A 23,910-nucleotide genomic window follows, 5' to 3' on the forward strand; every position below is an offset into this window, starting at 1 on the left:
GATGAAAATGCTGGGGAATTCGTTGCGTAATCTCAGGCCTGCTACGGCCGACGAACGGAAAGCCAATCAAGAGAAGGCGATGCAGGTACTAGCCGGCTACAAGCAAGCCTCTCGTGAAATCCATGAGATCTGTACAGCGAAAGGTCTTGTCGAGCCCGTCGTGATCGCTTGAACGTAAAACCTCAAAAAAACCCCTCCAAGTGAGGGGTTTTTTCATTTTAGCTTTATCTTATTTTCGTTTTCTGTTTGGCTCCACATTAGCTCCGCCTTTTCGCCTGCCACAAGGTCTGCTGCTGGCATCCACCTGCCATAAACTCTCGCTATCATTGTCCCGCCGCGTTCAGGCGCCCGAACTCCGCAGCGTGCGCCGTAACCAATTGATCGTAAGCTTGGGCCGCTTCTTCAGGAGTGGCGAAATATCCACGCTTTCTACCGATACCGCTGACGGTGAGCCTGGCATACCACTTGCCTCTCTGGGCATTCCAGAAAACGCCTTTGTACCCAGAGCTATTGGTCGACGAGCGATCACGGTTCAGACTGTTCTGAGTCCTGGTGGCGACACGCAGATTGCTTCTGAGATTGTTTAGACCGTTACCATCTCGGTGATCGACGTCCATTCCTTCAGGAAAGCCCATCAGTAGTCGGTGGAGATAGTGTTTCGGCTTCCGCGCTGCCCCGGCTCCTTTTTCTTGTGCGCGGACGTACCAGGTGCTGCCGCGTCGGTCCGCGACCAAGCTGTACTTCTCTGCCGCCCAAACATCCTGGTCATCCAGCAGCAGGATCAAATCTTCCTTCAACTTTATTTCCATCATCTGGTTTTGCACTCCAAAGCTCTTCTGCTTTATTGCCTGCACTGACATCCGCTGAAGGCATCCAGCGTCCGTACACGCGGCCAATCATTAGCCAGTCTGTATGCCCCATCTGCTTGGCAACCCACATAGGATGCTCACCTGCAGACAGCATCATCGATGCGTAGGTATGGCGGGTTTGATACGGTCGGCGATACCGAACGCCTGCCTTCTTCATTGCTGGCACCCACATTGTTTTCCGGATCGGGCCGTCACCCGCCCAGCGTTCAAGCGTGCGCGGGTTCTGAAATACCTCGGCATCTGCGAGGAACGTGTGCGCTTTCTGCGCCTTCAACGCTTCCATCGCAGGACGAAGCAATTTCACGCTGCGCCTGCCTGCCGCGGTCTTCGTCGTCTCGGCCTTTCCTTTTCCTGCCTGTGTCATTGCGCGACTCACCATGACTTCTTCCCGCAGCCAATCGATATCGCCCCAGTCCAGCGCAACGAGCTCGCTGGTGCGCAGGCCAGTCCACAAGGCGAACTGCATCATGTTGCGCGCCTGGCCGGTGAGGGCGCCCAGCACCGCCTGCTGCTCCTCGGGACTGAACGGATCGACGTCATCCTCCTTTGGCGGCGCTGCCTTGCGCGTGTAAGTCCAACCCGCCAGTGGGTTCTGCTCGATCAGTTCCTCCTCAGTCGCATCGTTTAGCGCGGAACGGAGACAGCTCTGGATATTGCTGAGCGTCTTGTTGCCCACCTCCAGGGTGTCCAGCCAGTCCCTCACTGCCTTCCGCTTCAGGTCCACCAGCATGGTGTCGCCCAGGGCGGGGATCAGGCGGAGGGTGACCAGCTTTCGATACCCATCGAACGTGCTGCTCGCGACGTGCTTCTTCTTCGCCTCGAGCCACCTGGTCAAAAAGCCGTTCATGGTTTCGCGCGACGCCTCGGGCGCGAACTTCGCCGCCCGGGCCGAGCCAGGAAACGTCACCGAGTAGTCGAAGGTGCCGATCGATATTGCGTGCTCGATCGCAGCCTTGTGCTGTTCGGCTTTCTTCAGGTTAGTGGCGGTGGGCTTGAGCGTGATCCGCTCGCGGCACCGGACGCCCCGATACATGAACGTGATTTCGATGCTCGAATCGGAGACTGCCCGAACTCCCCGCCCGCCTCTACCCATGACTCATATCCTTCTATGTCGAGAAGCGTCCGGCCATCCGGCGCTTTGATCCATATCTCACCGAGCCGCCAGATCCCGTCACGGATCTTTGAGCGGATCGCGTCTTCTGTGTAGCCAGACTCGCTGGCAAATTTCCTGACGGTCACGTAGCGCATAGCTTCACCGCTCTTCGTGTCGCGACACGTTTTCGTTATCCGTGAGTGGTGTCGCGACCTTCACGTACAGCCCGCCGCGCTCAACGCAAAACGCTTCCTCCAGGCGCAGCACCGCCTTTAGCCTGGGTTGGCACTTGCCGGCCTCGTACTTGCAAATCATGGACGAAGTTGTCCCGACGTTTTCAGCAAGGTCGCGTTGGGTGGTGCCGGCCCGCGCTCTGAGTAGCGCCAGCTTTTCACCATCGAACATCGGCCTGGTAGTCATACGCGGCCTCCTGCAATTGCTGCCAGCTCTGCCACCAGCGCATCGGTGCGCCCGTAGAACTTGCCGGCGTCTTCGTTCACGAATCGCTCGATCACGCTGGCGACGGCCGCCTGGTTGGCCAAGCCATGCAGATCCGTGTCGGTCAGCGGCGCGTCGGTCGACGGCGCATGAACGAACGCACCGGACTTGATCGGAAGCGTGCGCACCGGGCGAACTGCCTTTTCCTTGCTCGTCCAGTTCGTGTCCGGGGTGCACCAGGGCAGCATGTGGAGACACCAGGCACTGCCGGCGGATGACTTCTGCGTGCTCGACCAGTACTCGCGCAACGCGAAAGCCTGGGCAGGCCCACCAGCGCCGTCTGCTGGCCAGTGTTTGCCCCAAGGTTCTAGCTGCAGCAGGTTGGCTCGCATCACCTGAAGCTCTTCAATCGCCGGGATGTGCCAGCCACGGTGCCCACGGATCGACATGGTCAGCACCTTCTGGGCGATCGCGCTTCCGGCCTCGGCCATTGCCCGGGTGTTGGCCATTCCATCGTGGTACGACTTGCTGCCGCGCACATTCAGGCGCGGGCCTGACCGGTCCCACCACTGCGCGGGCTGCTCGAACTCTCGGCCGGCATCGATGAGGGCGTGCTCAGCGCCACCAAAGAACAGGCGTCCAGCGAAGAAGCCGCCGGCGAATGGCTGGCCGATTGCGGGCAGTGACGCTGGGGAAATTGCCAGATGCTTGGTCATTTACCCTCTCCCGACTCACCTACCGCGCGCAGCTTGAGCGAGATCCCGCAGGCGCCGGCCAACTTGGCCAGCTCGCTGACTGTGGTGCTGGGCTCTTGAAGGGCCTGGCCAAAACGAACGAGGCGGGCGCCGAGGCTTGCGAACTCGTTGCCCCCGAGCGAGTGCTCACGGTCGCGTTCTAGGAAACTGTTCGGACTCGTCATAGGTTGAACCTCTCATCCTGTGGGAGCGGAGTGGCCACCGAAAACCCTTTCTCAGTCACTGAACTGGCCTGAGAGGCCCGGCCTGACTCACGCTCGGTAGTGCCGCTCTGTAGGAGCGAATCTGGTAGGCAACTGATACCGCCCTGAGCCGTGATGAAGCACGTAACAGCCCGGGTAGAGTCGTGCTGGACGCTGATGACTTGCTCGCTGGCGCTGGCTTGGCCGGCAATCAGCAGCACGGCGGCGGTGATCATTCCGCGCATGGCGCTAACTCCTGCTCACCTGGGTTCTGGCGCATCGCGAGGTCGATCTCGGCGTCGAGATCTCGCTCCGTCAGCATGTTGCCCTGTCGATCTCGCGGCAGCAGATCCTGCCGAGGAGTGTTGAACGCGACGTCGCGCAACCATTCATAGCGACGAGCGTTTGCCGCCATTCGCACGCGCTCATCAATGTGAAGAGAGGGGTGGGCAGCATTTGCAAGAGCATCGAGCAACAGCTGCTGGCGCTTCTGGCCATCTGTGTACTGTCGAACGGCTTGAACAAACACGGCGTTCATGCTGCGGTCACTGGCAGTGGCAATTGCCTCAATCTCTCCGCGAAGTCCGTCAGGCAGGCGTGCGACAAATTTGTCGGCTGTTCTTGAATCGAATTCTTTAGTGCTCATGGATAAAAGCTCCTATGTTGATCTGCTTCCCAAAGCGCCTTCGTGGGAAGGCGCTTCAGTGAAACGCTACTGAACGACTCGCAACTCGCTGCGCGGTATCCATCCCGTCGGTGTTTCGATCAAGCAGCCAACGAAGGCTGCGTATCGAACGTGACGATCGGTTTGGAATCCATAGTAGGAACAGAGTCCGCGGTCGGCCAGGCTGGCACCTACCGCGCAAACCACCGCGATCACTGCTGCGGTAATCAGGCCGCGTTTCAGATAACTGCTCACGCGTCGATACCGAAGTCTTTAAGGCGCAATCCCAGCTCCACACCGATCTCGGCAAGAACGTTCATTTCCTCGGGGCTGATATTCCCGTCGCCCTCGGCCACCGTCAGCATGTTGACGAAGACTTCCTCGGCATCGGCGGGGTTGTTCTTAATGTCGCGGATCTCTCGCAGGATGTTCATGCGGCCTAGGCGGAAGCCTGCCTGCAGCTGCTCCGTGAAGAGGTTCACGGTGCTGGTGATCTCCGTACCAAAATGCTCCAGAGCTTTGTTGGCGCGGATCTGGATGTCGATCTGCGCCGCCTCGTTCTTGCTGATCTCGCCGTCAGCCGCAGCCACCAGCAGGCAGCCACCGACGATTGCTTGCATCAGGTCGCGGTTTTCCAGCTTTTTCACTGCGCGCTTGGCGCCGAACAGTTTCTTTCCGATACCGAACATGGGTGTTTCCTCTTCGTGGGTTGGGGTGGAGCTTTTTCAAGGCCGAGCGAATCCCGGCCGCGTTGTTGGCTTTCGCGAAAATCAGGTTGGGTTAAGCGGTGAGTGCAGCCTCGATGCGGCGCACGGCCAAGCGGGTCTCGATGCGGCGCTCGCCTGGGCGGCGGATTCGATTAAATGAGTTGTCATTGGTGGCCGACTGGCCAACGAGAATTGCGCACAAGGTGATGATCATTGGGCTGATCAGCCCTCGGCGGAATGCTTCCGCCACGAGAGCCGGGCGCTTGTATACGCCAAGCTTATGCATGCAGGATTCGATGCGGCCTTTGATTGAACGAGGGGAGAGGCCGTCTTTCTGTGCGATTTCTTTGTCGGTATGCCCAGCAGCAACGGCAAGCAGGCAGGACAGCTCGCGTTCAGCGAGGCCAAGCCCGAGTTTTCCTTTCCAAGTACCGTTGCTGATGAATTGCATGATGGGCCACCCATGACCAAAGTTGGTTTCTGGTGGCTATAGTGCTGGCGGGATTTATTTGTGTCAATCCCCGCGGGATTATTTTTTACAGGCCAGGGATTTTTGCGTCTATTACTCGCCCGATGATCTCCCAGTCCCCGTCAATTTCTAAGGGTTTGAACGTCGGATTTAGCGGCATCAGATATCCGCAACCAGCGTCGTTCAGGTACTGCTTGAAAGTGGTTTCACCGTCGCGATGGCGAGCCACGTAGAACTTACCGCTTATCAGATCGAAGCCTTCTGGCTGCACTAATATTTTTGTGCCTTCCGGAAAGCTAGGAACTGTCGTCGAGGTCATTGATGGGCCGCGCACGTCCAACCAATAACCGTGGCTCCCTGCGTTTTCGGTTGAGGCCAAATACTCCTCAGCGCTCCCCGTGGCAAAAGTGTCTGGTGATTCCGCCCTGGTTCCCGCTGCTATCCAGCTAATCAATGGATATCTCCTTGGGGCTCGCCACGGTTGTACTGCAAGCTCTAAATTGGCGTGCTCTGACCTTTCCCCTTTGTGTTTTTCGTAAAGCCCTTCACCCGATACCGCTGCGGTCATCATCGCAATTTGCTTGGCAATTCGTGGGCTAAAAGCTTCGACCGGCACCTGAAGTAATTGAGAAACCTGCACGGCAAACGGCGTGTTTAGGGCATTGCGCCCGTTCAAATAGTGACTGAACGATCCTTGGTTCATACCAAGGGCCGCGGCTGCCTTTTCTTGCGTCAAGCCAAGGTCCTTACGCTTCGCCATGAAGATGGCTTTAAGCGCGGCGCACTCCTGCTGAGCAACATCGCTGAGATCTTTCTTTTTCATCCGAGCACCCTATGGCCGGCGGCATTGAAATTCAAATGCCGCAAGCATTGACTTTAAAAAATCCCGCCAGCACTATTTAAATAGAACCAAAATTGTGGAGTCACTTCGGTGAAACGAATTCCTCTTGCTGAATACGCAGCAAAGCGACACGCAGGGACGGCCGAAAAACTCGGAATGAGTCAGGGCTCTCTGAGTAAGGCTATCCGTGAAGGGCGGTCCATTTTTGTGACTGTGTCCGATGACGGCAGCTTGTCCGCTTTTGAAGAAAAACCCTTCCCTGGACAGAAGCGGCGTAGCACGTCCAGCCAATGCGCAAATGATAAACCCGCAGGCTCTGGCGCGTCAGGTATTGATGTACCTGTGGATCCATCCAGTTCTCGGCTTACCAAAGAACTCGCCCCTCCTGAGGCCCTCGGTTAATGGATATCTTCAGGAACCGCACGTTTTCAGTGAAAAAGGAAGTCCCTCGCCAGGGACTGTTCAGCGACTTCCAATGGTTGGCTTTTGCCTGCCCAATAAAAAGGAATCCGGTATGAGCCAGCACGCCCCATCCCAATTTTTGCTATCCGGCTGACTTTTCTCCGGACAACAAAAAGCCCGCTGTAGGAAGCGGGCTTCTCACGCCACTCGGTAGGACGAGTGGTTATGTACTTCTTCGTTCTGGAGAACGATATGACGCACCCAAAAAATAGCACCAACCCACTCGCATCGCAAGAGCTGATCACGGCCCTTGTCGGCTTCTGCGACACCCCAATCGACAACCGCGGTATCCAATTGCTCAACGTTGCACCTGGCACGAACGCGGAGGATGCACTCCAAACCGCGAAGGTGCTGTCGTCCGGCTTGGGCCAGATTTGCCGCCACATGCACGACAGCTTGAACATGGGCGAACTGGCGTATTGCGATGGCATGGCCGCGCTGGGGTTTCTCGCCGAGACGGTCAGCGCGCTGGTCTGGTCAGTTCAGAAGGGCGCTGAAATCGCGGAGGTTCGCCAATGAGTACTCCAATGTGGAACCAGTTGCTGGTCGATGTTGAACGCGAATTTCCTGCGTGCTCAGCCAAGAACGCTCGACTCACACCCGATCAGGTAGATCGGTTGAGGGCTATCGAGAATACCAATGACAACTTCCAAGTCAGCACCCTCCACGGGGTCGCTGCCATTGGTGAGCTCATCGCTCATGCCGCGAACCACAACGAGCTCAACGACGAGCTCGCGATGAGTGCTGGCTGGCTGATCAACTCACTTGCTCTGCTGTCGATGTCCATGGCCGATGCTGGCGCTGCGGCCGCTTACAAGCTGCAAAACATCCCTCATCAAGGGGCTGCCAAATGAACTCCCAACTTCCAACCATGCAGGAAGCAGCTCAAGAGGCTGAGCTTCAACTGCTCGCGGCTAAAGATCTGCTCGAATGGCAATACGCACTGACCAGCGCCATCCACCTCGATCATCTGCACGGGGACGGTAAATCTGCTGGCGCCCTGGCCGAGCTCGCGAAGTACTTTAGCGACACCGGATTCGGAGGCGTGTACAGCGCCATCGACCAGTTCAAGCAATTGGGCGAGTCAAAGCCAGCGGCACAACCTGTGCGACCCGAAAACGTGGCGCGGATTCCAGAAGGCCCCGACACCACCCTCGCAGAACGGATTTTGCTTGCGCGTGAGTCGCTATCGCTCAGCCAGGATGAACTGGCCAAACTGGCAGGTATTGAGCAGACCTCAATCAGCCAGATCGAAAGCGGTAAGACGAAGCGAACCTCTTACATCGCCGAAATCGCCCGCGCCTGCAAAGTCGACATCAACTGGTTGGCCTTCGGCTCGGAGGCTGCCCAATGACCATCGCCAAATTCCAAGGCGGCGATGCCGTCACCATGTCCTCGCAAGAGATCGCTGATTTGGTCGGCTCGCGCCACGATGATGTCAAGCGCTCCATCGATCGACTTGTAGCTCGATGTGTGATTTCCCAACCGCCGATGGCGGACGGACCGAAGGCTGGCAATGGCGTGGTGGTTCAGGAGTATCGCGTCAGCAAACGTGACAGCTACATCATCGTGGCTCAGCTCAGTCCTGAGTTCACCGCCGCGCTTGTCGATCGTTGGCAGGTGCTGGAGGAGCAGGCCGCCCGCCCGATGACCCAGGCCGAGATCACCGCCGCGAATGCAAACCACTTGGTGGCTGTCGAGCGGCAGCAGCGGGAGCAGCAAGTGGCGCTGGAGCGAATCGAGCGCCGCGTCGAGGACCTGAGCCAGACGACCGTGTGGGATCACTGCCCGCAGAACTGCCAATCGCTGACCAGGATCAAGGAAACGATGCTGACGCGCCACGGCCTGTCCGGTGCCGTCGTCGACTACGTGCTGAAGGTATGGCCAAACCAGCCGAACCCGGCTGGGATGGTCCGCAACGGCCACGAGGAGGCGCTGGGCTCGCAATACCTGGTCTGGTCCAAGAGCCACGTCACGGCCGCATTCCACCGGTTTGTTTCCGAATCCACGATGGTTACTGCGACCCAGGCGACCCACCCATATTTTGAGGGCCGGTTCCGCCTGGTCCAGAAGGTGCCTCAGTGAGCAACGTACTCAACTTTCCGCAGCCTCAAGCGACCGTGCACATCAACGACGAGACAATGAGCCTTCTCACCAACGAGCAGCTTGCCTATCGCATTTGGGAGCTGCTCGACAGCACGGTCGAGATCATCGGCAGCCCAGACGATCCAGCCTCTCGCGAGCATTGGCATTTCAACCAGCAAGAGGCTTTCGGGAGTGCTCTTGAGGCGCAGATATGCGCGAGGGTATTGGCTCGCCGAATCATCGGCGTAGAGCCACGTGAAATTCAGACCGAGCAAACGCGCCGCTTGCGCGAGCAACTCGGTATTCAAAACGATGGGGGTGAGGCATGAAACGTCAATTTAAACCTGAGCGGCAGGCTCACCACGAACAGTCTTACTTTGAGCAGTTCGACAACCTCACGCTGGCAGCAATGGGCTTCAACCTGACCGACGACGCCTACGACGAACTGACTCACGCGCAGGACCTGCGCCTAAATGCTGACACGGCCTGGAATTTGTCTGCATCCATCGCCAACGCAAACATGGCCATCCGCGTCCTAGTGCTGAGGCTGAGCAGCGGTCCTGAGGAAGCTCTGCGAGCAGGCGTGCGCCCAGCTGGGGAGACGCTGCAATGACCCGTCCTATCGCATCAACTACCGGAATCCCGGTAGTTACCGCCAGCACCGCCGAAGTGGTCGCCGGCCCCTGGCCCTGCTATTCGAACTGCCGCCATCTTCCCGAGCGTGACCGCTGGGAGGTTTATGGCATGGCCAAGGCTGCCCGCGGCGCCCTGGAGGACCGTGGCGTCGTCATGACTGAGAGCTACGACGACTTCATCCGTCGCATCACACGGGAGCTGAATGTATGAGTGTTCAAGCTATGTCCTGGGCGCTTATCCAGCAGGTTGTCACCGATTCGCACACTCGGCATGTGCTGCTGTGCCTGGCCAACTATGCCGACCAGTCCGGTCGCGCTGCATTCCCTGCCGTTTCGAGCCTCGCGCTTGATACCGGCCTGGCACCCCGCACCGTTCAATATCGGCTCCGTGAGCTGGAGTCGATTGGGTTGATAAAGCGCGGAAATCAAGCGGTTGCCGCCGCCTATATAACCCAGCGGGATCGTGTTCCGGTCTGCTACGACCTCGACCTTTCACGGGGTGCACAGGATGCACCCCGCTCCGAACGGGGTGCACCTGAAGACGCAACGGGGTGCATGCCAGAACAGAACGGGGTGCACGCCACGACCGAACGGGGTGCACCGGGTGCACCCAATCCATCCATTAACCACCCATTAACCATCCTTAACCAAAAAGAAGGCGCCAAGGCACCTCAGAAGGTCGGGAAGGGGAAGGCTCAGAAGTTTGATCCGCTGACCGCCAAACCAGCCAACGCATCCGAAAACGCCTGGGCAGACTTCTGTGAAATGCGAAAGGCGAAGCGGGCACCGTTGACCCTGAGAGCCTGTGAACTGATCGCTAAGAAGCTGGCCAACCATCCCGACCCCGATGCCGTCCTGGATAAGTCCACCACCAGCAGCTGGTCGGACATATACCCAGATTCGGTTCTGCCAGGTGCTGGCGCCAAGAACGGGAGAACTTCGACTTACAGCAATTTGCCGACTCACACCCCCGATATGTACCCGGAGGCGCCTCATGGCCAAACCAATTTCTAAGTTCAGCCGCGTGCCGGATGTTCGCTTCTTCGAGGCGCAGTGCTCAGTGCATGGCACGGTCGACGGCGCCGAGGTCGAGCAGTTCGACGGTTCCTACCTAGTGCGTGCTTGCCGCCGGTGCCAGTGGGAGGCGATGAACACCGCCGACAAACGCAGCGAAGCTCACACCGACGCTCTGGCCCGCCGTAAAGCGACGGCGCTGAACGAGCTGCTGATCGGGTCGGGCATTACGCCGCGTTTCGCCGAGTGCACGCTGGAGAATTTCACCACCGGTGCGGTGCTGGAAAAGGTCCGTGCCTTGTCGACCTGCCAGTCGTACGTTGATCAATTCGAAGAGAACTACCGCGCCGGCCGCTCGCTGATCCTGTCCGGCAATGTCGGCTGCGGTAAAACACACCTGGGCTCCGGCATGGTTCAGCACGTCATTCGGAAGTTCAGCGCCACGGCGTTGATCGTCTCGGCCGCAGAGATCATCCGCATCGCCAAGGGCGCGATGGTGCGCGGTGCTGACTACACCGAGCGCGACGTGATCAACGAACTGGCGAGCCTGGACCTGCTGGTGATCGACGAGATTGGAGCGCAGAAGGGGAGCGAGTACGAATTGGGATTGCTCCACGAAGTCATCGATCGCCGGTATCAGCTTGTCCTGCCCACTGTGGTGGTGTCCAACCTGCCGGCCAACGCTCTCGACCAGTTCATCGGCGACCGCGCACTCGATCGCCTGCGCCAGAACGGTGGTCAAGCAGTCGGCTTCAGCTGGTCTTCGATGAGGGCCACCGCATGAGTGAATATCGCGAACTGTTCAGTGATGAGGCTGAACACGCTTTGCTGGGGGCGATGCTGCTGGATAGCGAGCTGTTCGACGCCATCACCAGCCAGGTCTCGGCGGCGGACTTTCACGATCCGGAGAATGCCGCGCTGTTCCAGACGATGATCGGCTGTCATGCCGCTGGAAGCCCGGTTGACCCGGTAACGCTGCACGACTTCGCCGAGTACCTGCCGAGCGGAACTCGCACATTGGCCTACGCCGCCGAGCTGGCGCGCAACACGCCCAGCACCGCCAACTGGAAGGCCTATGCCAAGGTTGTGACCGAGCGCGCCGTTCTTCGCCGCCTGGTGGACGCCGCCGACGCGGTGCGGGAGCTGGCGACCGAGAATCGGCCTGTCGCTGAAATCATCGCCAGCGCCCAGCAGGCAATGGCGGATCTGCGGGACCTGCAGACCGGGGAGCCGGATTACAAACGATTGGATGAGGTAATCGAGCGCAATATCGACGTGATCGACTCCAAATTCAATGGGCAACTGGAGTCTGGGCTTTCAACTGGACTGGTCGATCTCGACAAGCTGATCCGCGGCTTGCGGAAGAAAACCGTCACCATCGTAGCCGGGCTGCCGGGGAGCGGCAAAACCACGCTTGGATTACAGATCGCCCAGCACATCGCGTGCAGCGGCGCGGGTGTAGGCATGGTGTTCTCCCTGGAAATGCCCGAGGAAGAGTTGGGGAACCGTGTGTTGGCGTCAATCGGCGGGATCGATCTCCGCAAACTTGATGACGGCCAGCTGCAGGACGACGACTGGCCGCGACTGACCTCAGCGGTGAGCAAGATCACGGGTAAGCCGTTGTTCATCAGTGACAAGTCCGGGCTCACGGTGGCACGAATCCGCAGCATCGCCCGCCAGGTGCAACGCGCTCATGGTCTCGACGTGGTGGTGATCGATTACATCGGCCTGATCGGCTCGGACGGCAAAGCGTTCAACCGCACTTCGGAACTTGGGAAGATCTCGACCGGCATCGTGAACATCGCCAAGGAGTTGGAGGTGCCGGTGATCCTGCTGGCGCAACTCAACCGCGACTCGACCAAGCGCCCGGGCAAGAAGCCGATCGCCTCTGATCTGCGTGACTCCGGCCAGATCGAGGCCGACGCCCATTGCATCATCCTTGTCCACCGCGACATGGATTCGGAGGAGGGCCAGAACGGCGTCACAGAGTTGATCATGCCCAAGTGCAGACACGCGCCAGTCGGGTCGTGCCTCGTTCAGCAGCAGGGCCAGTACGCCCGCTTCGTCAACTTCGCCGGTAACCGTGAGCCGAGCAACGAGGAGGTCGAAATGGGCCGCTCGTTCGCCAGTCAGTACAGAGGAAAATCTCGATGAGTAACGTAATGGCGGCACTGCCGCGCAAAAGCTTGACCCCGGTCGAGTGCCAGTTCCTGAAGCAGGGCAATCGCCTGCTGCTGGAAAAGACCAATGGCCGGATCGGCTCGGCGGCGTTCATGGACATTATTGCCGACTGGCACGCGTCCCGGGCCAACCTGGGTTTCGAGGAATTCGCCCGGCGCTGGATCACTGAAGGCAACGCAAAAAACAAGATCGCTGACAAGCTGCTGCGGGAGCTGTTCGGCATGGATGAGCCAAACCCGAGGAAAGCAGCATGAAAAAACGAACCTACGCAGACAAGCCATTGGGTGACACTGAATACCTTCTGGAGCAGTGGGGCTGGTGGCGCATGGATGGAATGGGTGTGCCTCGGTACGTGTCACCGCTGTACGCGCTGATCCGTGACAATAACGTGACCGAGGGCGGCGTGAAGAACTATTGCGTCACGGATGACACTGCCTTGGTGGTTGACCGCGCGGTGGCGAAGTTGGCTCAGCGTGACGAACAGATGGGTAATTTCATCTGGCTGTACTTCGGTGCGAAGTGGACGATGGTCAGGGTTGGCGAGTCGGCGAGGATTTCCGAACGCTCAGCGCGGGAGGTGATCAAGGCCGGTGTAGCGTGGATTGATTGCGCGATCGAGGAAATTCGCCTCGCAGCGTAAAAAGTTCTTTCCTGCCGGATAAACACCTGTTTTCATGGCACCGTGTTCAGCTTTTCAAGCGCGACACAGCAGACAAAGCCCGGCCATTGCGTCGGGCTTTTTGTTGGATTGATTTTTTCGTTATGGCAATCTGCTACTCCGACTAATGGAGTGCCTGGAATGTCAAAGTTTTTGGAAGTGGCAAATACTTACAAGAAAGCTCTCGAAGCTGATGCGGAAAAGCTCAAAGATTTGCGAGAAGTCGCCTCTGAGCTGCGGAAGAAGTTTGCAGAGTACCTTGGAGTACCGACCGGTAATCCGATAATGATCAATGGCGCTGAGGCCCCTCACGTAGCGATTGGGCACCTCGATCAAAGTGGGTACTTCAGAGGAGTCCCCAAAAAGGAGTTCCCCCGGGTATCCGAAGACCGTATCCAGTTCGACATTTGTTTCACCTACGACCCTGAACCGAAACCGCGGACTCAGGGCTCGATAACCTTTCATCTACAGCTTGAGCAGTTCGGCAAGGGGTACAAGGTTTGGCTCAACGACTTTGAGGAGTTCGAGATTACTGCCGAGGACATGACCCGTTTGTTCGACGCCATGTATCAAAACGCTTTGGAAAAAGCGGGTAAGGCTACTCATTAAATCATTACAGCAGATTGTACAGCTGCTGACCCCACTCAAACCTCGGCTTTCGCCGGGGTTTTTTGTTTCTGGAGCATCGGATGGACCCTACTGACCTCGGCCCAGGCACAGCTACCTGGCTGGGCGGTACGGGCTTAACCCTCTTCGGAGGATTCCTCTGGCTGCGCAAATTCCTCTCGAAGGATGCTGCAGATCGGGCCATGGATAACGCCGACATCTTCACGCTTCGCCGGCTGAATGAGCTGTTGGACTCCGAGCGTGTTGCGCGAAAGGAAGCTGAAGCCCGTGCTGACCAGTTCGCGAAAGAGCGCAACGAGCTTGCCGCAGCAGTAGGGCGGATGGAGGGGAAGATCGAAGCCCTCACCAGCCAGGTCGCACAACTCACCGCAACGGTTACCTCGCAGAGCGAAGAGATCGCCCGCCTGCGTACCAAGCTGGGAGGGATCAACTGATGGACAGATGCGCTATGGAATTCATTGCTCGCCGCTGGTGGCGTCGGGCAGAGATCTGGGTGATCGCCGCGCTGCTGCTCGCCGGCGGCCTGATCCTTGGCTACCAAGCCGGCGTATGGTCAGCCAGCAGTGAGCAGACCAAGCAGCTCGCCGAGGTGCGCGCCGCGTATGACGCCGCACTGGGCAAGCGTGATGTTCGTCTCAACAGCTTGGCCGAGAAGACGCAGGATGCAGCCGTGAAAGTGCAGGAAGCCTCGAACTCAGCAGTTCAGGCCGCCGACACGGCGAGCAAGGCAGCGGAGAAGGTCAACGAAGCCGTCGATCGGCAAACACCATAGGTCGCGACACGTTTCGCGAGAGTGCAAATTGTGTCGCGACACCATCCGGCTACTGATTGTTGTACTGACGAAGCAAGTCGCTCAACGCGTTCTCGTACTGGATCGGAGTGAGTTTGTCCTTCAATGCCGCCATCACTTCCTGGGCACCGCCCACAACCGTTTCCGCGTCTTTGTTAGATCGGGCAGCCCATTCACGTGCGGCCTGGACGATCAATTGTTCATCGGTGCGATCGGTCATTGCGGAGCTCCTTGCAAGTGAGTGTCACCCCCAACCATACGCCGAAACCCGATTCATCAGGACTTTAATCATGAGCACCATCAGCGCCGAGTATTACCAGATCAAGGGCATGGTCAGTGACATGCCTGCCGATGAACAGGCGAAGGTTGCGCGCGTCGAAGCTCAGGTAATCGAGATCGCCAAGTCCTCACCGGCAGCGGCTCTCGGTGTGATCCTTGCCTCGATCAAGCTTTCGCTGGAGTCGTGATCATGGGCCACACCTTTGAGTGCGCACGGTGTCATCACATCAAGACAGAGGCGGTGCCGTACTACGGTAGCGGCCTGATGTGCGAATCCTGCCGACGGTCGCTGATGCCTCCGTCGCCACCGCTGCGCAATCCTAACGCACCGGTGATGCCGAGTGCTGGGTCATTGTGGGTCGGGCTGGTTTTCCTCATTGGTGTAGCGGTAGGCGCCAAGATGGCAGGGGGCTGGTAGTGGCTAATACCTCACCGTGGCACCACCTGTACAAGACCAAAGAGTGGTACAGGCTCCGTTGGGCACAGCTTCAGGCTGAGCCGCTGTGTCGTCGTTGTGCATCGCAGGGAAGGACTGTCGCCGCAATCATCGCCGACCACGTCAAGCCGCACCGTGGCGACGTCACTCTGTTCTTCGATGGGACGAACCTGCAAAGCCTGTGCAAGCTCTGCCACGACAGCGCCAAGCAGAGAGAAGAGAAGTCAGGTGTTGTGGTCGGCTGTGACGTGAACGGATTGCCCATCGACCCTAACCATCATTGGAATCGGTCGAAGCGGTGAAACGAGAATGAATCTCGGCGATGACGCCTCGGAATGGTGCGGCACGTCACTGCCCCATGGGGGGAGGGGAAAAGTTCAGGATTTCCCCACATAGGACCGCCCTCGACCCTCTTTACGCAAAAAGCCAGAATTGGAGAGTTTTTTTTGAAGGGAAGAACCCCCGCCCCGACGACCCAAAAAAAGGTCACCGGCACTTTGCGTGCCAGTCGGGAAAACAAGCGGGAGCCTCAGCTCGCGGTCGCATCATATCAGTCGGCGCCCGTCTCGATGACGGCCGAGGGCCAGGCGGTTTGGAAAATATTCTGCCCGCTCGCCGCGTCGATGGGTGTGCTCACTGAAGCCGATCTGCAAACGCTTGAGCGGCTATGCGAAGTCGCCGCCGAGGTTCGCCGCCTGACCAAAGTTATTTCCGAAGAGGGCCATACCTATTCGACCGATGCCGGGCTTATAAAAGCGCACCCGGCCGTCGCGATGGCGGCTGACGCCGACCGCCGGCTGCTCTCTTACCTTACCCATTTCGGCATGACACCCGCCGCCCGATCCAAGGTCCAGGCCATTGGCGAACCTCCAAGCAAAGACCCGGAAGACGAGTTCTTCAATTGAGGTCAAGAAGGTTTCCTATGCGGTCGACCCAGTAACGGCTTGGGCTCAGGAGGTTTACGCCGGCAAGGTGTTGGCCGGTCCAGATATTCGAAACGCCTGTGGTCGCCACTTGCGAGACCTTGAAGATGGGCCGAAGCGCGGGCTGACCTGGGATCTCGAAAAAGCCAACCGGGCTATCCGGTATTTCAAGACAGTGCTGAAGCTCAACGGCGGCGAGCACGAAGGTTTGCCGTTCGTTTTGCTGCCTTGGCAGGCGTTCATCGTCGGTTCGATATTTGGCTGGATGGCTCCCGACGGCTTCCGGCGATTCCGCACCGTGTACATCGAGTCGGGAAAAGGCTCTGGCAAGTCGCCGCTGGCAGCAGGCATCGGGCTCTACTGCCTGACCTCAGACAACGAGCCGCGCGCTGAGGTCTATGCCGCAGCAACGAAGCGTGATCAGGCAATGATCCTGTTCCGGGATGCGGTGGCGATGGTCGATCAGTCGCCGGCGCTGATGAAGAAAATCAAGAAGTCGGGCCGAGATGAGAAGGTCTGGAACTTGGCCTACCTGGCAACCGGATCGTTCTTTCGCCCGATCAGCTCCGACGATGGGCAGTCTGGTCCGCGTCCGCATTGCGCTCTGATCGACGAGGTCCACGAACACAAGAACAACAAGACCGTCGAGTTCATGCGGGCGGGCACCAAGGGCCGGCGCCAAGCGTTGATCTTGATGATCACCAACAGCGGGCACGACCGTAATTCGGTTTGCTACAGCTATCACCAGCTCGGCGTGAACGTCTGCGAGGCTGGTGCCAAGGGTGTGACCAAGCGGCACCGGCACTTCAACGACGGTTTCTTTGCCTTCATCTGTTCGCTGGATAAAGGCGACGATCCGTTCAAGGATGAGAAGTGCTGGGGCAAGGCCAACCCATCGCTGGGCCACACATTTCAGCCGAAGTATCTGCGTGAGCAGGTGACCGATGCGAAGGGTATGCCGGCCAAAGCGAGCACTGTCCGCCGCCTGAATTTCTGTCAGTGGGTGGACGCAGCAAACCCATGGGTTGATATCGACACCTGGTTGTCTTGCTGTGCGAAGTTTGACCCCGAGAAGCTGGCCGGCGAAGCCTGCTATGCGGGACTCGACCTTTCAGGCAAGCGCGACCTCACGGCGCTGAACCTGTACTTCCCGGAACAAGGGAAATCAATCGCTGAGTTCTGGACGCCCAAGGACACGATGCTCGACCGCGCCGCGATCGATGGCGTCCCGTATGACGTCTGGCTTGAGGATGGACACATCCACGCACCGCCGGGGAAGGCAATCAACTATGCCTTCGTCGCTAAACGCCTGGGCGAGCTCGCCGCGAAGTACGACATAAAGGCGCTGGCCTTTGACCCGTACCACATGACCTATCTGGAGATAGAGCTGGAGGCCCAGGGGATTGAGCTGAACCTGGTCCCCCATGGACAAGGTTTCCGGCCGGCGCGCGAGTCGAACCTCTGGATGACCCACTCCATTGACCTGGTGGAGGACCTGATCCTCACCGGGCAGATTCAGGTATTGGAAAACCCATGCCTGACCTGGAACGTCGCGTCAGCCGTAATGGAGGCCGACGCTCAGGAAAACAGATGCTTTTCGAAGCGAAAACGAACTGGCCGGATCGACGGCGCAGTTGCCTTGGCTATGGCCGTGGGCGCAGCAGAGCAAAGAACCGTGACGCAGAACCTTGATGACTTCCTCAATCGACCGATGAGCATGTAATGGCAGATACCGACTACAGCATTGACCTGCGCACTCGCAGCCCATTCTGGGCGCGCTTGGCGAGCTTCTTTGTCGGCGGTCGCTTGTCGACGTCAGAGAAGGGTTCGCAAACGGGGCCAGTATCCGCCACAGGCCAGGTCGGCGACTCGGCCGTAACGGACGAGCGCTCCCTGCAAATCGCTACAGTCTTCGCCTGTGTTCGGCTTATCTCCAGCGTCACCGCGTGCATGCCATTGGATGTGTTTGAAACGAAAGGGGAGGACCGGACCAAGGTGGGATTGGACCAACCGCTGGCCAGACTGTTGAAGTACCGACCAAACGATTTCATGACGGCCTTCGACTTTCGCGTCGCGATGACCATGCAGCTCTGCTACTACGGCAACGCGTACGCCCTGATCGAGCGCAACGGCGTCGGTGATGTCATCAGCCTTGTGCCTCTGATGTCGGTGAACATGGACGTTCGCCTTGAGGGGAAGCGAATCGTTTACCGGTATCGAAGGGATACCGAGTACGCCGACTTCAAGCAAGCCGAGATATTCCATCTCAAGGGCTTCGGCTTCAACGGTCTGGTCGGCCTCTCGCCGATCGCCTTCGCCGCCAAGACAGCGAGCGTCGCTGTAGCGATGGAGGATCAGCAGCGCGACTTCTACGCCAATGGCGCGAAATCGCCTCAGTTGCTCATGACGGGCGATGGGAAGTTGCTCACCTCTGAGCAGCGCAACCAGACGGAGGCCAACTTCAAGGAGATCGCCGGCGGCCCGGTAAAGAAACGCCTATGGATCTTGGAGGGCGGGTTTACGACCCAGCCCATCGGCGTGAGCCCTCAAGACGCCGAAACGATGGCCGCCCGCAAGTTCCAGGTCAGCGAGTTGGCCCGTTTCTTCGGCGTGCCACCGCATCTGGTGGGCGACGTTGAAAAGTCTACAAGCTGGGGCTCTGGCATCGAGCAGCAGAACCTTGGATTCCTCCAGTACAGCCTCGACGCATACCTCGAGATCTGGGAGGGGTGCATCCTACGATGGCTTGTCAAACCGGCAGACCTTGGGCGAATCCACGCCGAGCACAACCGCGACGGATTGTTGAGTGGTGACTCGACTGCGCGGGCGAATTACATGAAGACCAAAGTGGACACGGGGCTTCTAACGATCAACGAAGGACGCCGCATTGATAACCGGCCACCACTGCCTGGTGGTGATGTCGCAACCCGGCAGTCTCAGAACGTGCCGCTTACCCAACTTGGCCAAACGAACCCCGCACCTAGCGGGGTTTAGTTTTTCTGGAGCTACCCAATGTCAAATATTCAAAAGACCTTGGCCTTTGATCAGGTCGAGATCAAGTTCGATTCGTCCGGAAAAAAGGGGACTTTCGAGGGCTACGCGAGCGTCTTCGGCGTGGTCGACAGCGACGGCGACATCATCCTGCCCGGCGCTTTCAAAAAAGCGCTATCGAGCCAAAGCCGTCAGGTTGGAATGTTTTTTAACCATCGCACTTGGGAGTTGCCGGTGGGCAAATGGCTGTCGCTCGAAGAGGACAGCAAAGGCTTGCTGACGCACGGCGAGTTGACCCCGGGCCTGTCGGTGTCCACCGATCTACGCGCGGCCATGGAGCACAAGACAGTCGAAGGTATGTCCGTCGGATTCACCGTCCTCAAAGACGACTTCGACATGATCGATACCGGCCGTGCTTTCAAAAATGTGCAAGCCCTTCGTGAGATCAGCATCTGCACCTTCCCGGCCAATGAACAAGCAACCGTCGAGTCCATGAAGAGCATGGAATCGATCACCACGATTCGCGACGTTGAGCACTGGCTGAGGGATTCGGCTGGGCTTTCGAAGTCGCAAGCCCTGGGCTTCATCGCCCGGTTCAAGTCCGCAGTTCGGAGTGATTCCGAAGGTGGCGAAATCACCGCGCTCTTGCAGCGCATCAAGTCCTTCCCATCTGTAGGAAAATAAACCATGTCCGAATTGGCCCAAATCCAAAAGGCGATCGAAGACGCGCAGAAGAACATGACCGAACTGTTCGATGCGCAGAAGAAAGAAATCAGCAGCACCGGCGAGATCAGCAAAAAGCTGCAGACCGATTTGCAAACCGTCCAGGACGAACTGAAAACCGCCGGCACTCGTCTGTTCGATCTCGAATCGAAGCTCGCTACCGGCAACCTCGACAACCCGGAAACCAAAAAGTCGTTTGCCGAACGTGCCGCCGAAGACCTCAAAAAAGGCTGGAACGGTTCCACGTCCGGCAAGGTTGACGTGAAAAGCTTCAGCAAAGCCCTGGGCGCTGGCGCTGCTTCGGCAGGCGCACTGGTTCAGCCGCAGCAGAACGCCGGCATCCTGATGCCAGGCCTGCGGCGCCTGACTATCCGTGACTTGCTGGCGCAGGGTCGAACTACATCCAATGCCATCGAGTACGTGCGCGAGAACGTATTCACCAACAGCGCCGCACCGGTGGCTGAAGGCGCGCTCAAGCCGGAGTCGCAGCTGACCTTCACGAAGGAAACGGCCAACGTCAAAACCATCGCCCACTGGATTCAGGCCTCGCGCCAGATCATGGACGATGCGCCGATGCTCGAGTCCTACGTAAACGGTCGCCTGCTGTTCGGTCTGGATCTGGTCGAAGAAGGTCAGTTGCTCAACGGTGACGGTACCGGCGATAACCTGATCGGTTTGAACCAAGTGGCCAGCGCCTACGACGTCGCGCTCAATGCGGCCGGTGACACCCGCGCAGACCAGATTGCCCATGCAATCTTCCAAACCAGCGAGTCCGAGTTTGAAGCGTCCGGACTGATTTTGAACCCGCGTGATTGGCACGCGATCGCGCTGTTGAAAGACGCCGACGGTCGCTACATCTTCGGTGGCCCGGCGGCTTTCGCGGCCAAGGTCATGTGGGGGTTGCCGGTGGTGGCAACCAAGGCTCAGGCACAAGGTACATTCACCGTCGGCGGCTTCGACCTGGCATCGCAAATCTGGGACCGCATGGACGCGACTATCGAGATCAGCAACCAGGATCGCGACAACTTCGTGAAGAACATGCTGACCATCCTGTGCGAAGAGCGTTTGGCGGTGACCCACTATCGTCCGACCGCGATCATCAAAGGCACTTTCACCCCTGCAGCATAACCACGGGAGGGGGCAGGTAACTGCCCCGATCACAGCATGAAGACGATTCGCGCTCTGCGTCAGTTCTCGCACTATCACGCCGGCCACTTCGATCAATTCGAGGAGCGCCCGGTAACGGATGACATCGCCGAGGCTTTGATCAGTATGGATTTGGCCGAGGAAGTCGAAGCCGGCGGCGCTCCAAAAGAGAAGCCGACCTCGGTCAAGAAAGCGAAGGCAACCTAAATGATCGATCTGGCACGCGTGAAGCTCCACCTGCGAGTGGACGGCGACGACGAAGATTCGATCATCACCGGTTACCTCGATGCCGCAAAGGCGCACGTGGCCATGCACTGCGATCGTGAGCTCGTCGAATCGGCGCCGACCGGTCCTGAGCAAATGGCCTTCACCCCGGACGTCGAGCAGGCGGTACTGCTGCTCGTTGGGCACTGGTACGCCAACCGCGAGGCCGTGGTGATCGGCACTATTTCATCGGCTGTTCCGCTGGCCGTTGACCGACTTCTCTGGCCAAGGAAGCGTTTCTGATGAGAGCAGGCCCGATGCGTCACCGGTGCGCCATCCATAAAGAGGTGCGCACCCCGAACGGTTCCGGCGGATTCAAAGTCGTCTGGACTGAAGTTGGAAAACTGTGGGCTGAGATAACCATCCCGACCGGGCGAATTGCGCCGGTGGCCGAGCAGCTGAAGGCTGTGGTCACCGCCGAGATCCGCGTCCGGCCAAGGGCCGATGCCGTCGCAGGAAATCGCATCGTGCACACGGCGAAAGGAATCACCACCACCTACCTGATCGGCGCCGCGCTGATCGACAACGAGCACAGCATGCTCAGGCTGCTCTGCTCAAACGTCCCCAACCCTTGAGGGTGAATTTATGAAAGTTATTGCACTGGGTGCCTTGTCAGGCGCCACTGGCGATCGGGAAAGAGGCGAAGAGTTTGTGGTCGACGCCAAGCTCGGCGCCGCGCTCATTCAGCGCGGGGCGGTGAAGCCAGTGGCTGATGCTGCTCCGGCAGATAAGCCGGCCAAGGCCAAGGAGTAGCCCATGGCTGCCAGACGGTCGCGCATGTCCGGCGATTTCAAGTTGCGCAAAACCTTGCGCAACATCCACGCCACGATGGATAACGAGCTGGTCGGCGTGATGCGGGAAGGTGCCGATCAGATCCTGGCTACGATGAGGCAACTCATCCCGAAGGACACCGGCGCCGCTTCCGCTGCGTTGAGGGTGTTCGTCTCCAAGAGCGGCCTGAACGCCGAGATCGGCATCCGGGGCAAGCGTGACACGCAGCGCTTCTTCTACCTGCGCTTCCTGGAGTACGGGACGAAAGGGTACAGCGGCACGCTATACCGTCGAGCGGACAGTAACGCCGTGGGCGGTGAGCACACCAACAACCGCGACAAGTCCAAGCTGTCCGGTCGACGCAACGCATTGCGCGCGCGCGACACGAAGAACAAGTCCGACGGCTCCACCTTCTACGGCAAGTACCCGGACATTCCAGCCCGGCCGGCTCATCCATGGTTGCGGCCAGCCAAGGACGTGAACCGCGAATTCGTCCTGGCCAACATCCGCGCCGCAGTATCCAGGACGCTGCGCAAAGCCAGCATGGGAGCTGGAAATGAGTGATCCGTCTGTTGCTCTGCAGGAAGCGGTATTCGCCAGGCTTGAGGCTGAAGTTTCATGCCCAGTCTACGACGGCGCGCCAATGGACACCGACATGCCGTATGTCTCGATCGACCGCGAGATCTCGACCAACACTTCCCCGATCGCGGGCCGCAAGCGCGAGCAACGACTGATCTACCTTTCGGTCTGGTCAGACGCCCATGGCCAGGCCGAGGTAAAGCGGATCATAGGCGAGGTCGTTTCAGCACTGGACGAGCGCCGCCTGCCTCTGGCTGTTGGCCGGGCAGTATCGGTCAGGGTTGAGCAAGCAGATGCGCAGCGTGACGCCGACGGCGTTACGTACCAGGGATCGATCACGGTCCGCGTCATCACCACCCATTAAACCCAACACCGGCCGCACCGCGGCTTTATCCAATGTGCCTTTGGAGGATTACCCATGGCCGATGACAACCTCAACACAGCCGCCGGCTGCCGATTCTCGCTGGGCACCAAGTCCGGCGCCACGACCGAAACGGATTACAAAGCTGACACCTACGTCGAAGTGGGCGAGATCGAAGACCTCGGCGAGTTCGGCGACACCTTCAGCTCGGTGACCTTCACCTCGCTGCGCGACGGCCGGGTGCGCAAGTACAAGGGCACCGCGGACGCCGGCGACATGACCCTGACCGTAGGTCTCGACAATGGCGACGCCGGCCAGGCTGCGCTGAAGGTCGCGCACAAGGACCGCAGCAAGGGCGATTACAACATCAAGATCACCCTGAACGATGGCGACCCCGACGCAACGCCAGCGGTGCTGCCGACCACGTTCTACATGCGTGGCAAGGTCATGAACAACACCGTCGCCGCTGGCGCCGCTGACAACGTGGTTCGCCGCAACGTCACGATCGGCATCAACTCCGACATCCTCGAAATCCTCCCGGCCGCCGTTGCGCCGTAATCTGAGGGGCTTCGGCCCCGCTTTACAAGGATCTGACGCATGAGCAAAACCCTCTACGGTACCGTCGACGTTGTGCTGGATGGTGAGACCTACACACTGAAACCCACGCTCGAGGCCGTTCGCGCGATCGAGGCGCACTTCGGTGGGCTGCGCGGCGCGTCCCAGGCAATCAACGCGCTGAGTGTTGACGGCTGCGCGGTGATCATCGCCGGCGGCGCTGGCTTGAAGGGCAAGGACGCCGAGGCTGTCGCTGAACAGGTCTGGCAGGCCGGCGTTCTGGAAGTGTCTGTGCAGCTCAACGCTTACCTGGTGGCGCTGTACAACCCGCGCGGTACCGCTCCGGGAAAGACGAAGCCGGCGGCGGCGTAAGTGCTGTCGAGGATGGCAGCTACGTCGACCGGCTGTATGC

41 protein-coding genes are annotated in these 23,910 nt (G+C 58.9%); 32 read left to right on the plus strand and 9 right to left on the minus strand.

Annotated elements, in window-relative coordinates:
• Position 1 precedes the first annotated feature (1 nt).
• Positions 2 to 172, plus strand: a complete 171-nt coding sequence (locus tag ACIGDJ_RS14460) for a hypothetical protein (RefSeq protein WP_212544149.1) — start codon at positions 2 to 4, stop codon at positions 170 to 172.
• 151 nt (positions 173 to 323) lie between these two features.
• On the opposite strand, the gene ACIGDJ_RS14465 is transcribed toward ACIGDJ_RS14460, so the two are convergent.
• From ACIGDJ_RS14465 to ACIGDJ_RS14500, 8 genes are all read right to left on the minus strand, one after another.
• Positions 324 to 797 carry an HNH endonuclease gene (locus ACIGDJ_RS14465; protein WP_397478817.1) on the minus strand — a complete coding sequence of 158 codons (474 nt, stop codon included), beginning with the start codon at positions 795 to 797 and terminating at the stop codon, positions 324 to 326.
• Complete coding sequence (locus ACIGDJ_RS14470; protein WP_397478818.1) at positions 766 to 1,962, minus strand: Arm DNA-binding domain-containing protein; 1,197 nt, start codon at positions 1,960 to 1,962, stop codon at positions 766 to 768. Before ACIGDJ_RS14470 ends, ACIGDJ_RS14465 begins: the two co-directional genes overlap by 32 nt.
• A 159-nt stretch (positions 1,963 to 2,121) precedes the next feature.
• A complete protein-coding gene (locus tag ACIGDJ_RS14475; RefSeq protein ID WP_397478819.1) occupies positions 2,122 to 2,382 on the minus strand; it encodes a helix-turn-helix domain-containing protein in 261 nt (86 codons plus the stop codon).
• Positions 2,379 to 3,116, minus strand: coding sequence for a hypothetical protein (locus ACIGDJ_RS14480; RefSeq protein ID WP_397478820.1), 738 nt, complete (start codon positions 3,114 to 3,116; stop codon positions 2,379 to 2,381). Before ACIGDJ_RS14480 ends, ACIGDJ_RS14475 begins: the two co-directional genes overlap by 4 nt.
• A gap of 453 nt (positions 3,117 to 3,569) precedes the next feature.
• Positions 3,570 to 3,983 carry an Arc family DNA-binding protein gene (locus ACIGDJ_RS14485; RefSeq protein WP_397478821.1) on the minus strand — a complete coding sequence of 138 codons (414 nt, stop codon included), beginning with the start codon at positions 3,981 to 3,983 and terminating at the stop codon, positions 3,570 to 3,572.
• Between the two features lie 269 nt (positions 3,984 to 4,252).
• A complete protein-coding gene (locus tag ACIGDJ_RS14490) occupies positions 4,253 to 4,690 on the minus strand; it encodes a tellurite resistance TerB family protein (RefSeq protein WP_397478822.1) in 438 nt (145 codons plus the stop codon).
• A 91-nt stretch (positions 4,691 to 4,781) separates the two neighbouring features.
• On the minus strand, positions 4,782 to 5,159 hold the full coding sequence (locus ACIGDJ_RS14495) for a LuxR C-terminal-related transcriptional regulator (RefSeq protein ID WP_397478823.1): 378 nt from the start codon (positions 5,157 to 5,159) through the stop codon (positions 4,782 to 4,784).
• Positions 5,160 to 5,244: 85 nt separating this feature from the next.
• Entirely contained in the window at positions 5,245 to 6,000 is a 756-nt protein-coding gene (locus ACIGDJ_RS14500) for a LexA family transcriptional regulator (RefSeq protein WP_397478824.1), read from the minus strand.
• 108 nt (positions 6,001 to 6,108) lie between these two features.
• On the opposite strand from ACIGDJ_RS14500, the gene ACIGDJ_RS14505 reads away from it, so the two are divergent.
• The 16 genes from ACIGDJ_RS14505 to ACIGDJ_RS14580 all read left to right on the plus strand — a co-directional run bounded on the left by ACIGDJ_RS14505 (position 6,109) and on the right by ACIGDJ_RS14580 (position 14,452).
• Positions 6,109 to 6,420: a Cro/CI family transcriptional regulator gene (locus ACIGDJ_RS14505; RefSeq protein WP_397478825.1), complete on the plus strand. Its 312-nt coding sequence runs from the start codon at positions 6,109 to 6,111 to the stop codon at positions 6,418 to 6,420.
• 225 nt (positions 6,421 to 6,645) lie between these two features.
• On the plus strand, positions 6,646 to 6,999 hold the full coding sequence (locus ACIGDJ_RS14510) for a hypothetical protein (protein WP_397478826.1): 354 nt from the start codon (positions 6,646 to 6,648) through the stop codon (positions 6,997 to 6,999).
• Positions 6,996 to 7,334 (plus strand): hypothetical protein, encoded by a 339-nt coding sequence (locus ACIGDJ_RS14515; RefSeq protein WP_147282600.1) that lies wholly within the window; start codon positions 6,996 to 6,998, stop codon positions 7,332 to 7,334. Before ACIGDJ_RS14510 ends, ACIGDJ_RS14515 begins: the two co-directional genes overlap by 4 nt.
• Positions 7,331 to 7,834 carry a helix-turn-helix domain-containing protein gene (locus ACIGDJ_RS14520; protein ID WP_397478827.1) on the plus strand — a complete coding sequence of 168 codons (504 nt, stop codon included), beginning with the start codon at positions 7,331 to 7,333 and terminating at the stop codon, positions 7,832 to 7,834. Before ACIGDJ_RS14515 ends, ACIGDJ_RS14520 begins: the two co-directional genes overlap by 4 nt.
• The gene (locus ACIGDJ_RS14525; RefSeq protein ID WP_397478828.1) at positions 7,831 to 8,565 is read left to right on the plus strand and encodes a Rha family transcriptional regulator; all 735 of its coding nucleotides are present in this window, start codon (positions 7,831 to 7,833) and stop codon (positions 8,563 to 8,565) included. Before ACIGDJ_RS14520 ends, ACIGDJ_RS14525 begins: the two co-directional genes overlap by 4 nt.
• On the plus strand, positions 8,562 to 8,894 hold the full coding sequence (locus ACIGDJ_RS14530) for a hypothetical protein (RefSeq protein WP_397478829.1): 333 nt from the start codon (positions 8,562 to 8,564) through the stop codon (positions 8,892 to 8,894). The genes ACIGDJ_RS14525 and ACIGDJ_RS14530 overlap by 4 nt, the downstream gene beginning before the upstream one ends.
• Positions 8,891 to 9,178: a hypothetical protein gene (locus ACIGDJ_RS14535; RefSeq protein WP_397478830.1), complete on the plus strand. Its 288-nt coding sequence runs from the start codon at positions 8,891 to 8,893 to the stop codon at positions 9,176 to 9,178. The genes ACIGDJ_RS14530 and ACIGDJ_RS14535 overlap by 4 nt, the downstream gene beginning before the upstream one ends.
• The gene (locus ACIGDJ_RS14540; RefSeq protein WP_397478831.1) at positions 9,175 to 9,411 is read left to right on the plus strand and encodes a hypothetical protein; all 237 of its coding nucleotides are present in this window, start codon (positions 9,175 to 9,177) and stop codon (positions 9,409 to 9,411) included. Before ACIGDJ_RS14535 ends, ACIGDJ_RS14540 begins: the two co-directional genes overlap by 4 nt.
• The gene (locus tag ACIGDJ_RS14545) at positions 9,408 to 10,214 is read left to right on the plus strand and encodes a helix-turn-helix domain-containing protein (RefSeq protein ID WP_397478832.1); all 807 of its coding nucleotides are present in this window, start codon (positions 9,408 to 9,410) and stop codon (positions 10,212 to 10,214) included. Before ACIGDJ_RS14540 ends, ACIGDJ_RS14545 begins: the two co-directional genes overlap by 4 nt.
• Complete coding sequence (locus tag ACIGDJ_RS14550) at positions 10,195 to 10,998, plus strand: ATP-binding protein (protein WP_397478833.1); 804 nt, start codon at positions 10,195 to 10,197, stop codon at positions 10,996 to 10,998. The genes ACIGDJ_RS14545 and ACIGDJ_RS14550 overlap by 20 nt, the downstream gene beginning before the upstream one ends.
• Entirely contained in the window at positions 10,995 to 12,368 is a 1,374-nt protein-coding gene (locus ACIGDJ_RS14555; RefSeq protein ID WP_397478834.1) for a replicative DNA helicase, read from the plus strand. The genes ACIGDJ_RS14550 and ACIGDJ_RS14555 overlap by 4 nt, the downstream gene beginning before the upstream one ends.
• Positions 12,365 to 12,649 (plus strand): hypothetical protein, encoded by a 285-nt coding sequence (locus ACIGDJ_RS14560; RefSeq protein WP_397478835.1) that lies wholly within the window; start codon positions 12,365 to 12,367, stop codon positions 12,647 to 12,649. Before ACIGDJ_RS14555 ends, ACIGDJ_RS14560 begins: the two co-directional genes overlap by 4 nt.
• A complete protein-coding gene (locus tag ACIGDJ_RS14565) occupies positions 12,646 to 13,035 on the plus strand; it encodes an antiterminator Q family protein (protein WP_353188529.1) in 390 nt (129 codons plus the stop codon). Before ACIGDJ_RS14560 ends, ACIGDJ_RS14565 begins: the two co-directional genes overlap by 4 nt.
• A gap of 159 nt (positions 13,036 to 13,194) precedes the next feature.
• Entirely contained in the window at positions 13,195 to 13,662 is a 468-nt protein-coding gene (locus ACIGDJ_RS14570; protein ID WP_397478836.1) for a hypothetical protein, read from the plus strand.
• An 80-nt stretch (positions 13,663 to 13,742) separates the two neighbouring features.
• Complete coding sequence (locus ACIGDJ_RS14575; RefSeq protein WP_042559985.1) at positions 13,743 to 14,114, plus strand: hypothetical protein; 372 nt, start codon at positions 13,743 to 13,745, stop codon at positions 14,112 to 14,114.
• Positions 14,114 to 14,452, plus strand: a complete 339-nt coding sequence (locus ACIGDJ_RS14580; RefSeq protein ID WP_397478837.1) for a hypothetical protein — start codon at positions 14,114 to 14,116, stop codon at positions 14,450 to 14,452. Before ACIGDJ_RS14575 ends, ACIGDJ_RS14580 begins: the two co-directional genes overlap by 1 nt.
• A 49-nt stretch (positions 14,453 to 14,501) precedes the next feature.
• Here ACIGDJ_RS14580 and ACIGDJ_RS14585 read toward each other — a convergent pair whose 3' ends face one another.
• The gene (locus ACIGDJ_RS14585) at positions 14,502 to 14,690 is read right to left on the minus strand and encodes a hypothetical protein (protein WP_353188533.1); all 189 of its coding nucleotides are present in this window, start codon (positions 14,688 to 14,690) and stop codon (positions 14,502 to 14,504) included.
• Between the two features lie 70 nt (positions 14,691 to 14,760).
• On the opposite strand from ACIGDJ_RS14585, the gene ACIGDJ_RS14590 reads away from it, so the two are divergent.
• The 15 genes from ACIGDJ_RS14590 (at position 14,761) to ACIGDJ_RS14660 (ending at position 23,870) form a co-directional block, all read left to right on the plus strand.
• Complete coding sequence (locus ACIGDJ_RS14590) at positions 14,761 to 14,937, plus strand: hypothetical protein (protein WP_397478838.1); 177 nt, start codon at positions 14,761 to 14,763, stop codon at positions 14,935 to 14,937.
• A gap of 229 nt (positions 14,938 to 15,166) precedes the next feature.
• Positions 15,167 to 15,487: an HNH endonuclease gene (locus ACIGDJ_RS14595; protein ID WP_353188535.1), complete on the plus strand. Its 321-nt coding sequence runs from the start codon at positions 15,167 to 15,169 to the stop codon at positions 15,485 to 15,487.
• A gap of 144 nt (positions 15,488 to 15,631) precedes the next feature.
• Entirely contained in the window at positions 15,632 to 16,090 is a 459-nt protein-coding gene (locus tag ACIGDJ_RS14600; RefSeq protein WP_353188536.1) for a phage terminase small subunit P27 family, read from the plus strand.
• Positions 16,044 to 17,831 carry a terminase TerL endonuclease subunit gene (locus ACIGDJ_RS14605; RefSeq protein ID WP_353188537.1) on the plus strand — a complete coding sequence of 596 codons (1,788 nt, stop codon included), beginning with the start codon at positions 16,044 to 16,046 and terminating at the stop codon, positions 17,829 to 17,831. The genes ACIGDJ_RS14600 and ACIGDJ_RS14605 overlap by 47 nt, the downstream gene beginning before the upstream one ends.
• Entirely contained in the window at positions 17,831 to 19,102 is a 1,272-nt protein-coding gene (locus ACIGDJ_RS14610) for a phage portal protein (RefSeq protein WP_397478839.1), read from the plus strand. Before ACIGDJ_RS14605 ends, ACIGDJ_RS14610 begins: the two co-directional genes overlap by 1 nt.
• A gap of 18 nt (positions 19,103 to 19,120) precedes the next feature.
• Positions 19,121 to 19,783 (plus strand): HK97 family phage prohead protease, encoded by a 663-nt coding sequence (locus ACIGDJ_RS14615; RefSeq protein WP_252885325.1) that lies wholly within the window; start codon positions 19,121 to 19,123, stop codon positions 19,781 to 19,783.
• A 3-nt stretch (positions 19,784 to 19,786) separates the two neighbouring features.
• Entirely contained in the window at positions 19,787 to 20,950 is a 1,164-nt protein-coding gene (locus tag ACIGDJ_RS14620) for a phage major capsid protein (RefSeq protein WP_397478840.1), read from the plus strand.
• A gap of 36 nt (positions 20,951 to 20,986) precedes the next feature.
• Entirely contained in the window at positions 20,987 to 21,175 is a 189-nt protein-coding gene (locus tag ACIGDJ_RS14625) for a hypothetical protein (RefSeq protein WP_353188540.1), read from the plus strand.
• Complete coding sequence (locus ACIGDJ_RS14630; RefSeq protein WP_397478841.1) at positions 21,176 to 21,475, plus strand: head-tail connector protein; 300 nt, start codon at positions 21,176 to 21,178, stop codon at positions 21,473 to 21,475.
• On the plus strand, positions 21,475 to 21,807 hold the full coding sequence (locus tag ACIGDJ_RS14635; protein ID WP_076565740.1) for a head-tail adaptor protein: 333 nt from the start codon (positions 21,475 to 21,477) through the stop codon (positions 21,805 to 21,807). The genes ACIGDJ_RS14630 and ACIGDJ_RS14635 overlap by 1 nt, the downstream gene beginning before the upstream one ends.
• A 10-nt stretch (positions 21,808 to 21,817) precedes the next feature.
• Positions 21,818 to 21,985: a hypothetical protein gene (locus ACIGDJ_RS14640; protein WP_397478842.1), complete on the plus strand. Its 168-nt coding sequence runs from the start codon at positions 21,818 to 21,820 to the stop codon at positions 21,983 to 21,985.
• A 3-nt stretch (positions 21,986 to 21,988) separates the two neighbouring features.
• On the plus strand, positions 21,989 to 22,567 hold the full coding sequence (locus ACIGDJ_RS14645) for an HK97-gp10 family putative phage morphogenesis protein (protein WP_258450322.1): 579 nt from the start codon (positions 21,989 to 21,991) through the stop codon (positions 22,565 to 22,567).
• Positions 22,560 to 22,946, plus strand: a complete 387-nt coding sequence (locus tag ACIGDJ_RS14650; RefSeq protein ID WP_252885332.1) for a DUF3168 domain-containing protein — start codon at positions 22,560 to 22,562, stop codon at positions 22,944 to 22,946. The genes ACIGDJ_RS14645 and ACIGDJ_RS14650 overlap by 8 nt, the downstream gene beginning before the upstream one ends.
• Positions 22,947 to 23,000: 54 nt before the next feature.
• A complete protein-coding gene (locus ACIGDJ_RS14655; RefSeq protein WP_258450320.1) occupies positions 23,001 to 23,501 on the plus strand; it encodes a phage tail protein in 501 nt (166 codons plus the stop codon).
• A gap of 39 nt (positions 23,502 to 23,540) precedes the next feature.
• Entirely contained in the window at positions 23,541 to 23,870 is a 330-nt protein-coding gene (locus ACIGDJ_RS14660) for a hypothetical protein (RefSeq protein ID WP_397478843.1), read from the plus strand.
• Positions 23,871 to 23,910 lie beyond the last annotated feature (40 nt).

The sequence above is a fragment of the Pseudomonas sp. NPDC079367 genome, from assembly GCF_044542195.1.
Classification (GTDB): domain Bacteria; phylum Pseudomonadota; class Gammaproteobacteria; order Pseudomonadales; family Pseudomonadaceae; genus Aquipseudomonas.

Coding starts and splice junctions, on each gene's coding strand:
- ACIGDJ_RS14460 (WP_212544149.1), top strand. CDS start 2: ATGAAAATGCTGGGGAATTCGTTGCGTAATCTCAGGCCTGCTACGGCC.
- ACIGDJ_RS14470 (WP_397478818.1), bottom strand. CDS start 1,962: ATGGGTAGAGGCGGGCGGGGAGTTCGGGCAGTCTCCGATTCGAGCATC.
- ACIGDJ_RS14475 (WP_397478819.1), bottom strand. CDS start 2,382: ATGACTACCAGGCCGATGTTCGATGGTGAAAAGCTGGCGCTACTCAGA.
- ACIGDJ_RS14480 (WP_397478820.1), bottom strand. CDS start 3,116: ATGACCAAGCATCTGGCAATTTCCCCAGCGTCACTGCCCGCAATCGGC.
- ACIGDJ_RS14485 (WP_397478821.1), bottom strand. CDS start 3,983: ATGAGCACTAAAGAATTCGATTCAAGAACAGCCGACAAATTTGTCGCA.
- ACIGDJ_RS14490 (WP_397478822.1), bottom strand. CDS start 4,690: ATGTTCGGTATCGGAAAGAAACTGTTCGGCGCCAAGCGCGCAGTGAAA.
- ACIGDJ_RS14495 (WP_397478823.1), bottom strand. CDS start 5,159: ATGCAATTCATCAGCAACGGTACTTGGAAAGGAAAACTCGGGCTTGGC.
- ACIGDJ_RS14500 (WP_397478824.1), bottom strand. CDS start 6,000: ATGAAAAAGAAAGATCTCAGCGATGTTGCTCAGCAGGAGTGCGCCGCG.
- ACIGDJ_RS14510 (WP_397478826.1), top strand. CDS start 6,646: ATGTACTTCTTCGTTCTGGAGAACGATATGACGCACCCAAAAAATAGC.
- ACIGDJ_RS14515 (WP_147282600.1), top strand. CDS start 6,996: ATGAGTACTCCAATGTGGAACCAGTTGCTGGTCGATGTTGAACGCGAA.
- ACIGDJ_RS14520 (WP_397478827.1), top strand. CDS start 7,331: ATGAACTCCCAACTTCCAACCATGCAGGAAGCAGCTCAAGAGGCTGAG.
- ACIGDJ_RS14525 (WP_397478828.1), top strand. CDS start 7,831: ATGACCATCGCCAAATTCCAAGGCGGCGATGCCGTCACCATGTCCTCG.
- ACIGDJ_RS14535 (WP_397478830.1), top strand. CDS start 8,891: ATGAAACGTCAATTTAAACCTGAGCGGCAGGCTCACCACGAACAGTCT.
- ACIGDJ_RS14540 (WP_397478831.1), top strand. CDS start 9,175: ATGACCCGTCCTATCGCATCAACTACCGGAATCCCGGTAGTTACCGCC.
- ACIGDJ_RS14545 (WP_397478832.1), top strand. CDS start 9,408: ATGAGTGTTCAAGCTATGTCCTGGGCGCTTATCCAGCAGGTTGTCACC.
- ACIGDJ_RS14550 (WP_397478833.1), top strand. CDS start 10,195: ATGGCCAAACCAATTTCTAAGTTCAGCCGCGTGCCGGATGTTCGCTTC.
- ACIGDJ_RS14555 (WP_397478834.1), top strand. CDS start 10,995: ATGAGTGAATATCGCGAACTGTTCAGTGATGAGGCTGAACACGCTTTG.
- ACIGDJ_RS14560 (WP_397478835.1), top strand. CDS start 12,365: ATGAGTAACGTAATGGCGGCACTGCCGCGCAAAAGCTTGACCCCGGTC.
- ACIGDJ_RS14565 (WP_353188529.1), top strand. CDS start 12,646: ATGAAAAAACGAACCTACGCAGACAAGCCATTGGGTGACACTGAATAC.
- ACIGDJ_RS14570 (WP_397478836.1), top strand. CDS start 13,195: ATGTCAAAGTTTTTGGAAGTGGCAAATACTTACAAGAAAGCTCTCGAA.
- ACIGDJ_RS14575 (WP_042559985.1), top strand. CDS start 13,743: ATGGACCCTACTGACCTCGGCCCAGGCACAGCTACCTGGCTGGGCGGT.
- ACIGDJ_RS14580 (WP_397478837.1), top strand. CDS start 14,114: ATGGACAGATGCGCTATGGAATTCATTGCTCGCCGCTGGTGGCGTCGG.
- ACIGDJ_RS14585 (WP_353188533.1), bottom strand. CDS start 14,690: ATGACCGATCGCACCGATGAACAATTGATCGTCCAGGCCGCACGTGAA.
- ACIGDJ_RS14590 (WP_397478838.1), top strand. CDS start 14,761: ATGAGCACCATCAGCGCCGAGTATTACCAGATCAAGGGCATGGTCAGT.
- ACIGDJ_RS14610 (WP_397478839.1), top strand. CDS start 17,831: ATGGCAGATACCGACTACAGCATTGACCTGCGCACTCGCAGCCCATTC.
- ACIGDJ_RS14615 (WP_252885325.1), top strand. CDS start 19,121: ATGTCAAATATTCAAAAGACCTTGGCCTTTGATCAGGTCGAGATCAAG.
- ACIGDJ_RS14620 (WP_397478840.1), top strand. CDS start 19,787: ATGTCCGAATTGGCCCAAATCCAAAAGGCGATCGAAGACGCGCAGAAG.
- ACIGDJ_RS14625 (WP_353188540.1), top strand. CDS start 20,987: ATGAAGACGATTCGCGCTCTGCGTCAGTTCTCGCACTATCACGCCGGC.
- ACIGDJ_RS14630 (WP_397478841.1), top strand. CDS start 21,176: ATGATCGATCTGGCACGCGTGAAGCTCCACCTGCGAGTGGACGGCGAC.
- ACIGDJ_RS14635 (WP_076565740.1), top strand. CDS start 21,475: ATGAGAGCAGGCCCGATGCGTCACCGGTGCGCCATCCATAAAGAGGTG.
- ACIGDJ_RS14640 (WP_397478842.1), top strand. CDS start 21,818: ATGAAAGTTATTGCACTGGGTGCCTTGTCAGGCGCCACTGGCGATCGG.
- ACIGDJ_RS14645 (WP_258450322.1), top strand. CDS start 21,989: ATGGCTGCCAGACGGTCGCGCATGTCCGGCGATTTCAAGTTGCGCAAA.
- ACIGDJ_RS14650 (WP_252885332.1), top strand. CDS start 22,560: ATGAGTGATCCGTCTGTTGCTCTGCAGGAAGCGGTATTCGCCAGGCTT.
- ACIGDJ_RS14655 (WP_258450320.1), top strand. CDS start 23,001: ATGGCCGATGACAACCTCAACACAGCCGCCGGCTGCCGATTCTCGCTG.
- ACIGDJ_RS14660 (WP_397478843.1), top strand. CDS start 23,541: ATGAGCAAAACCCTCTACGGTACCGTCGACGTTGTGCTGGATGGTGAG.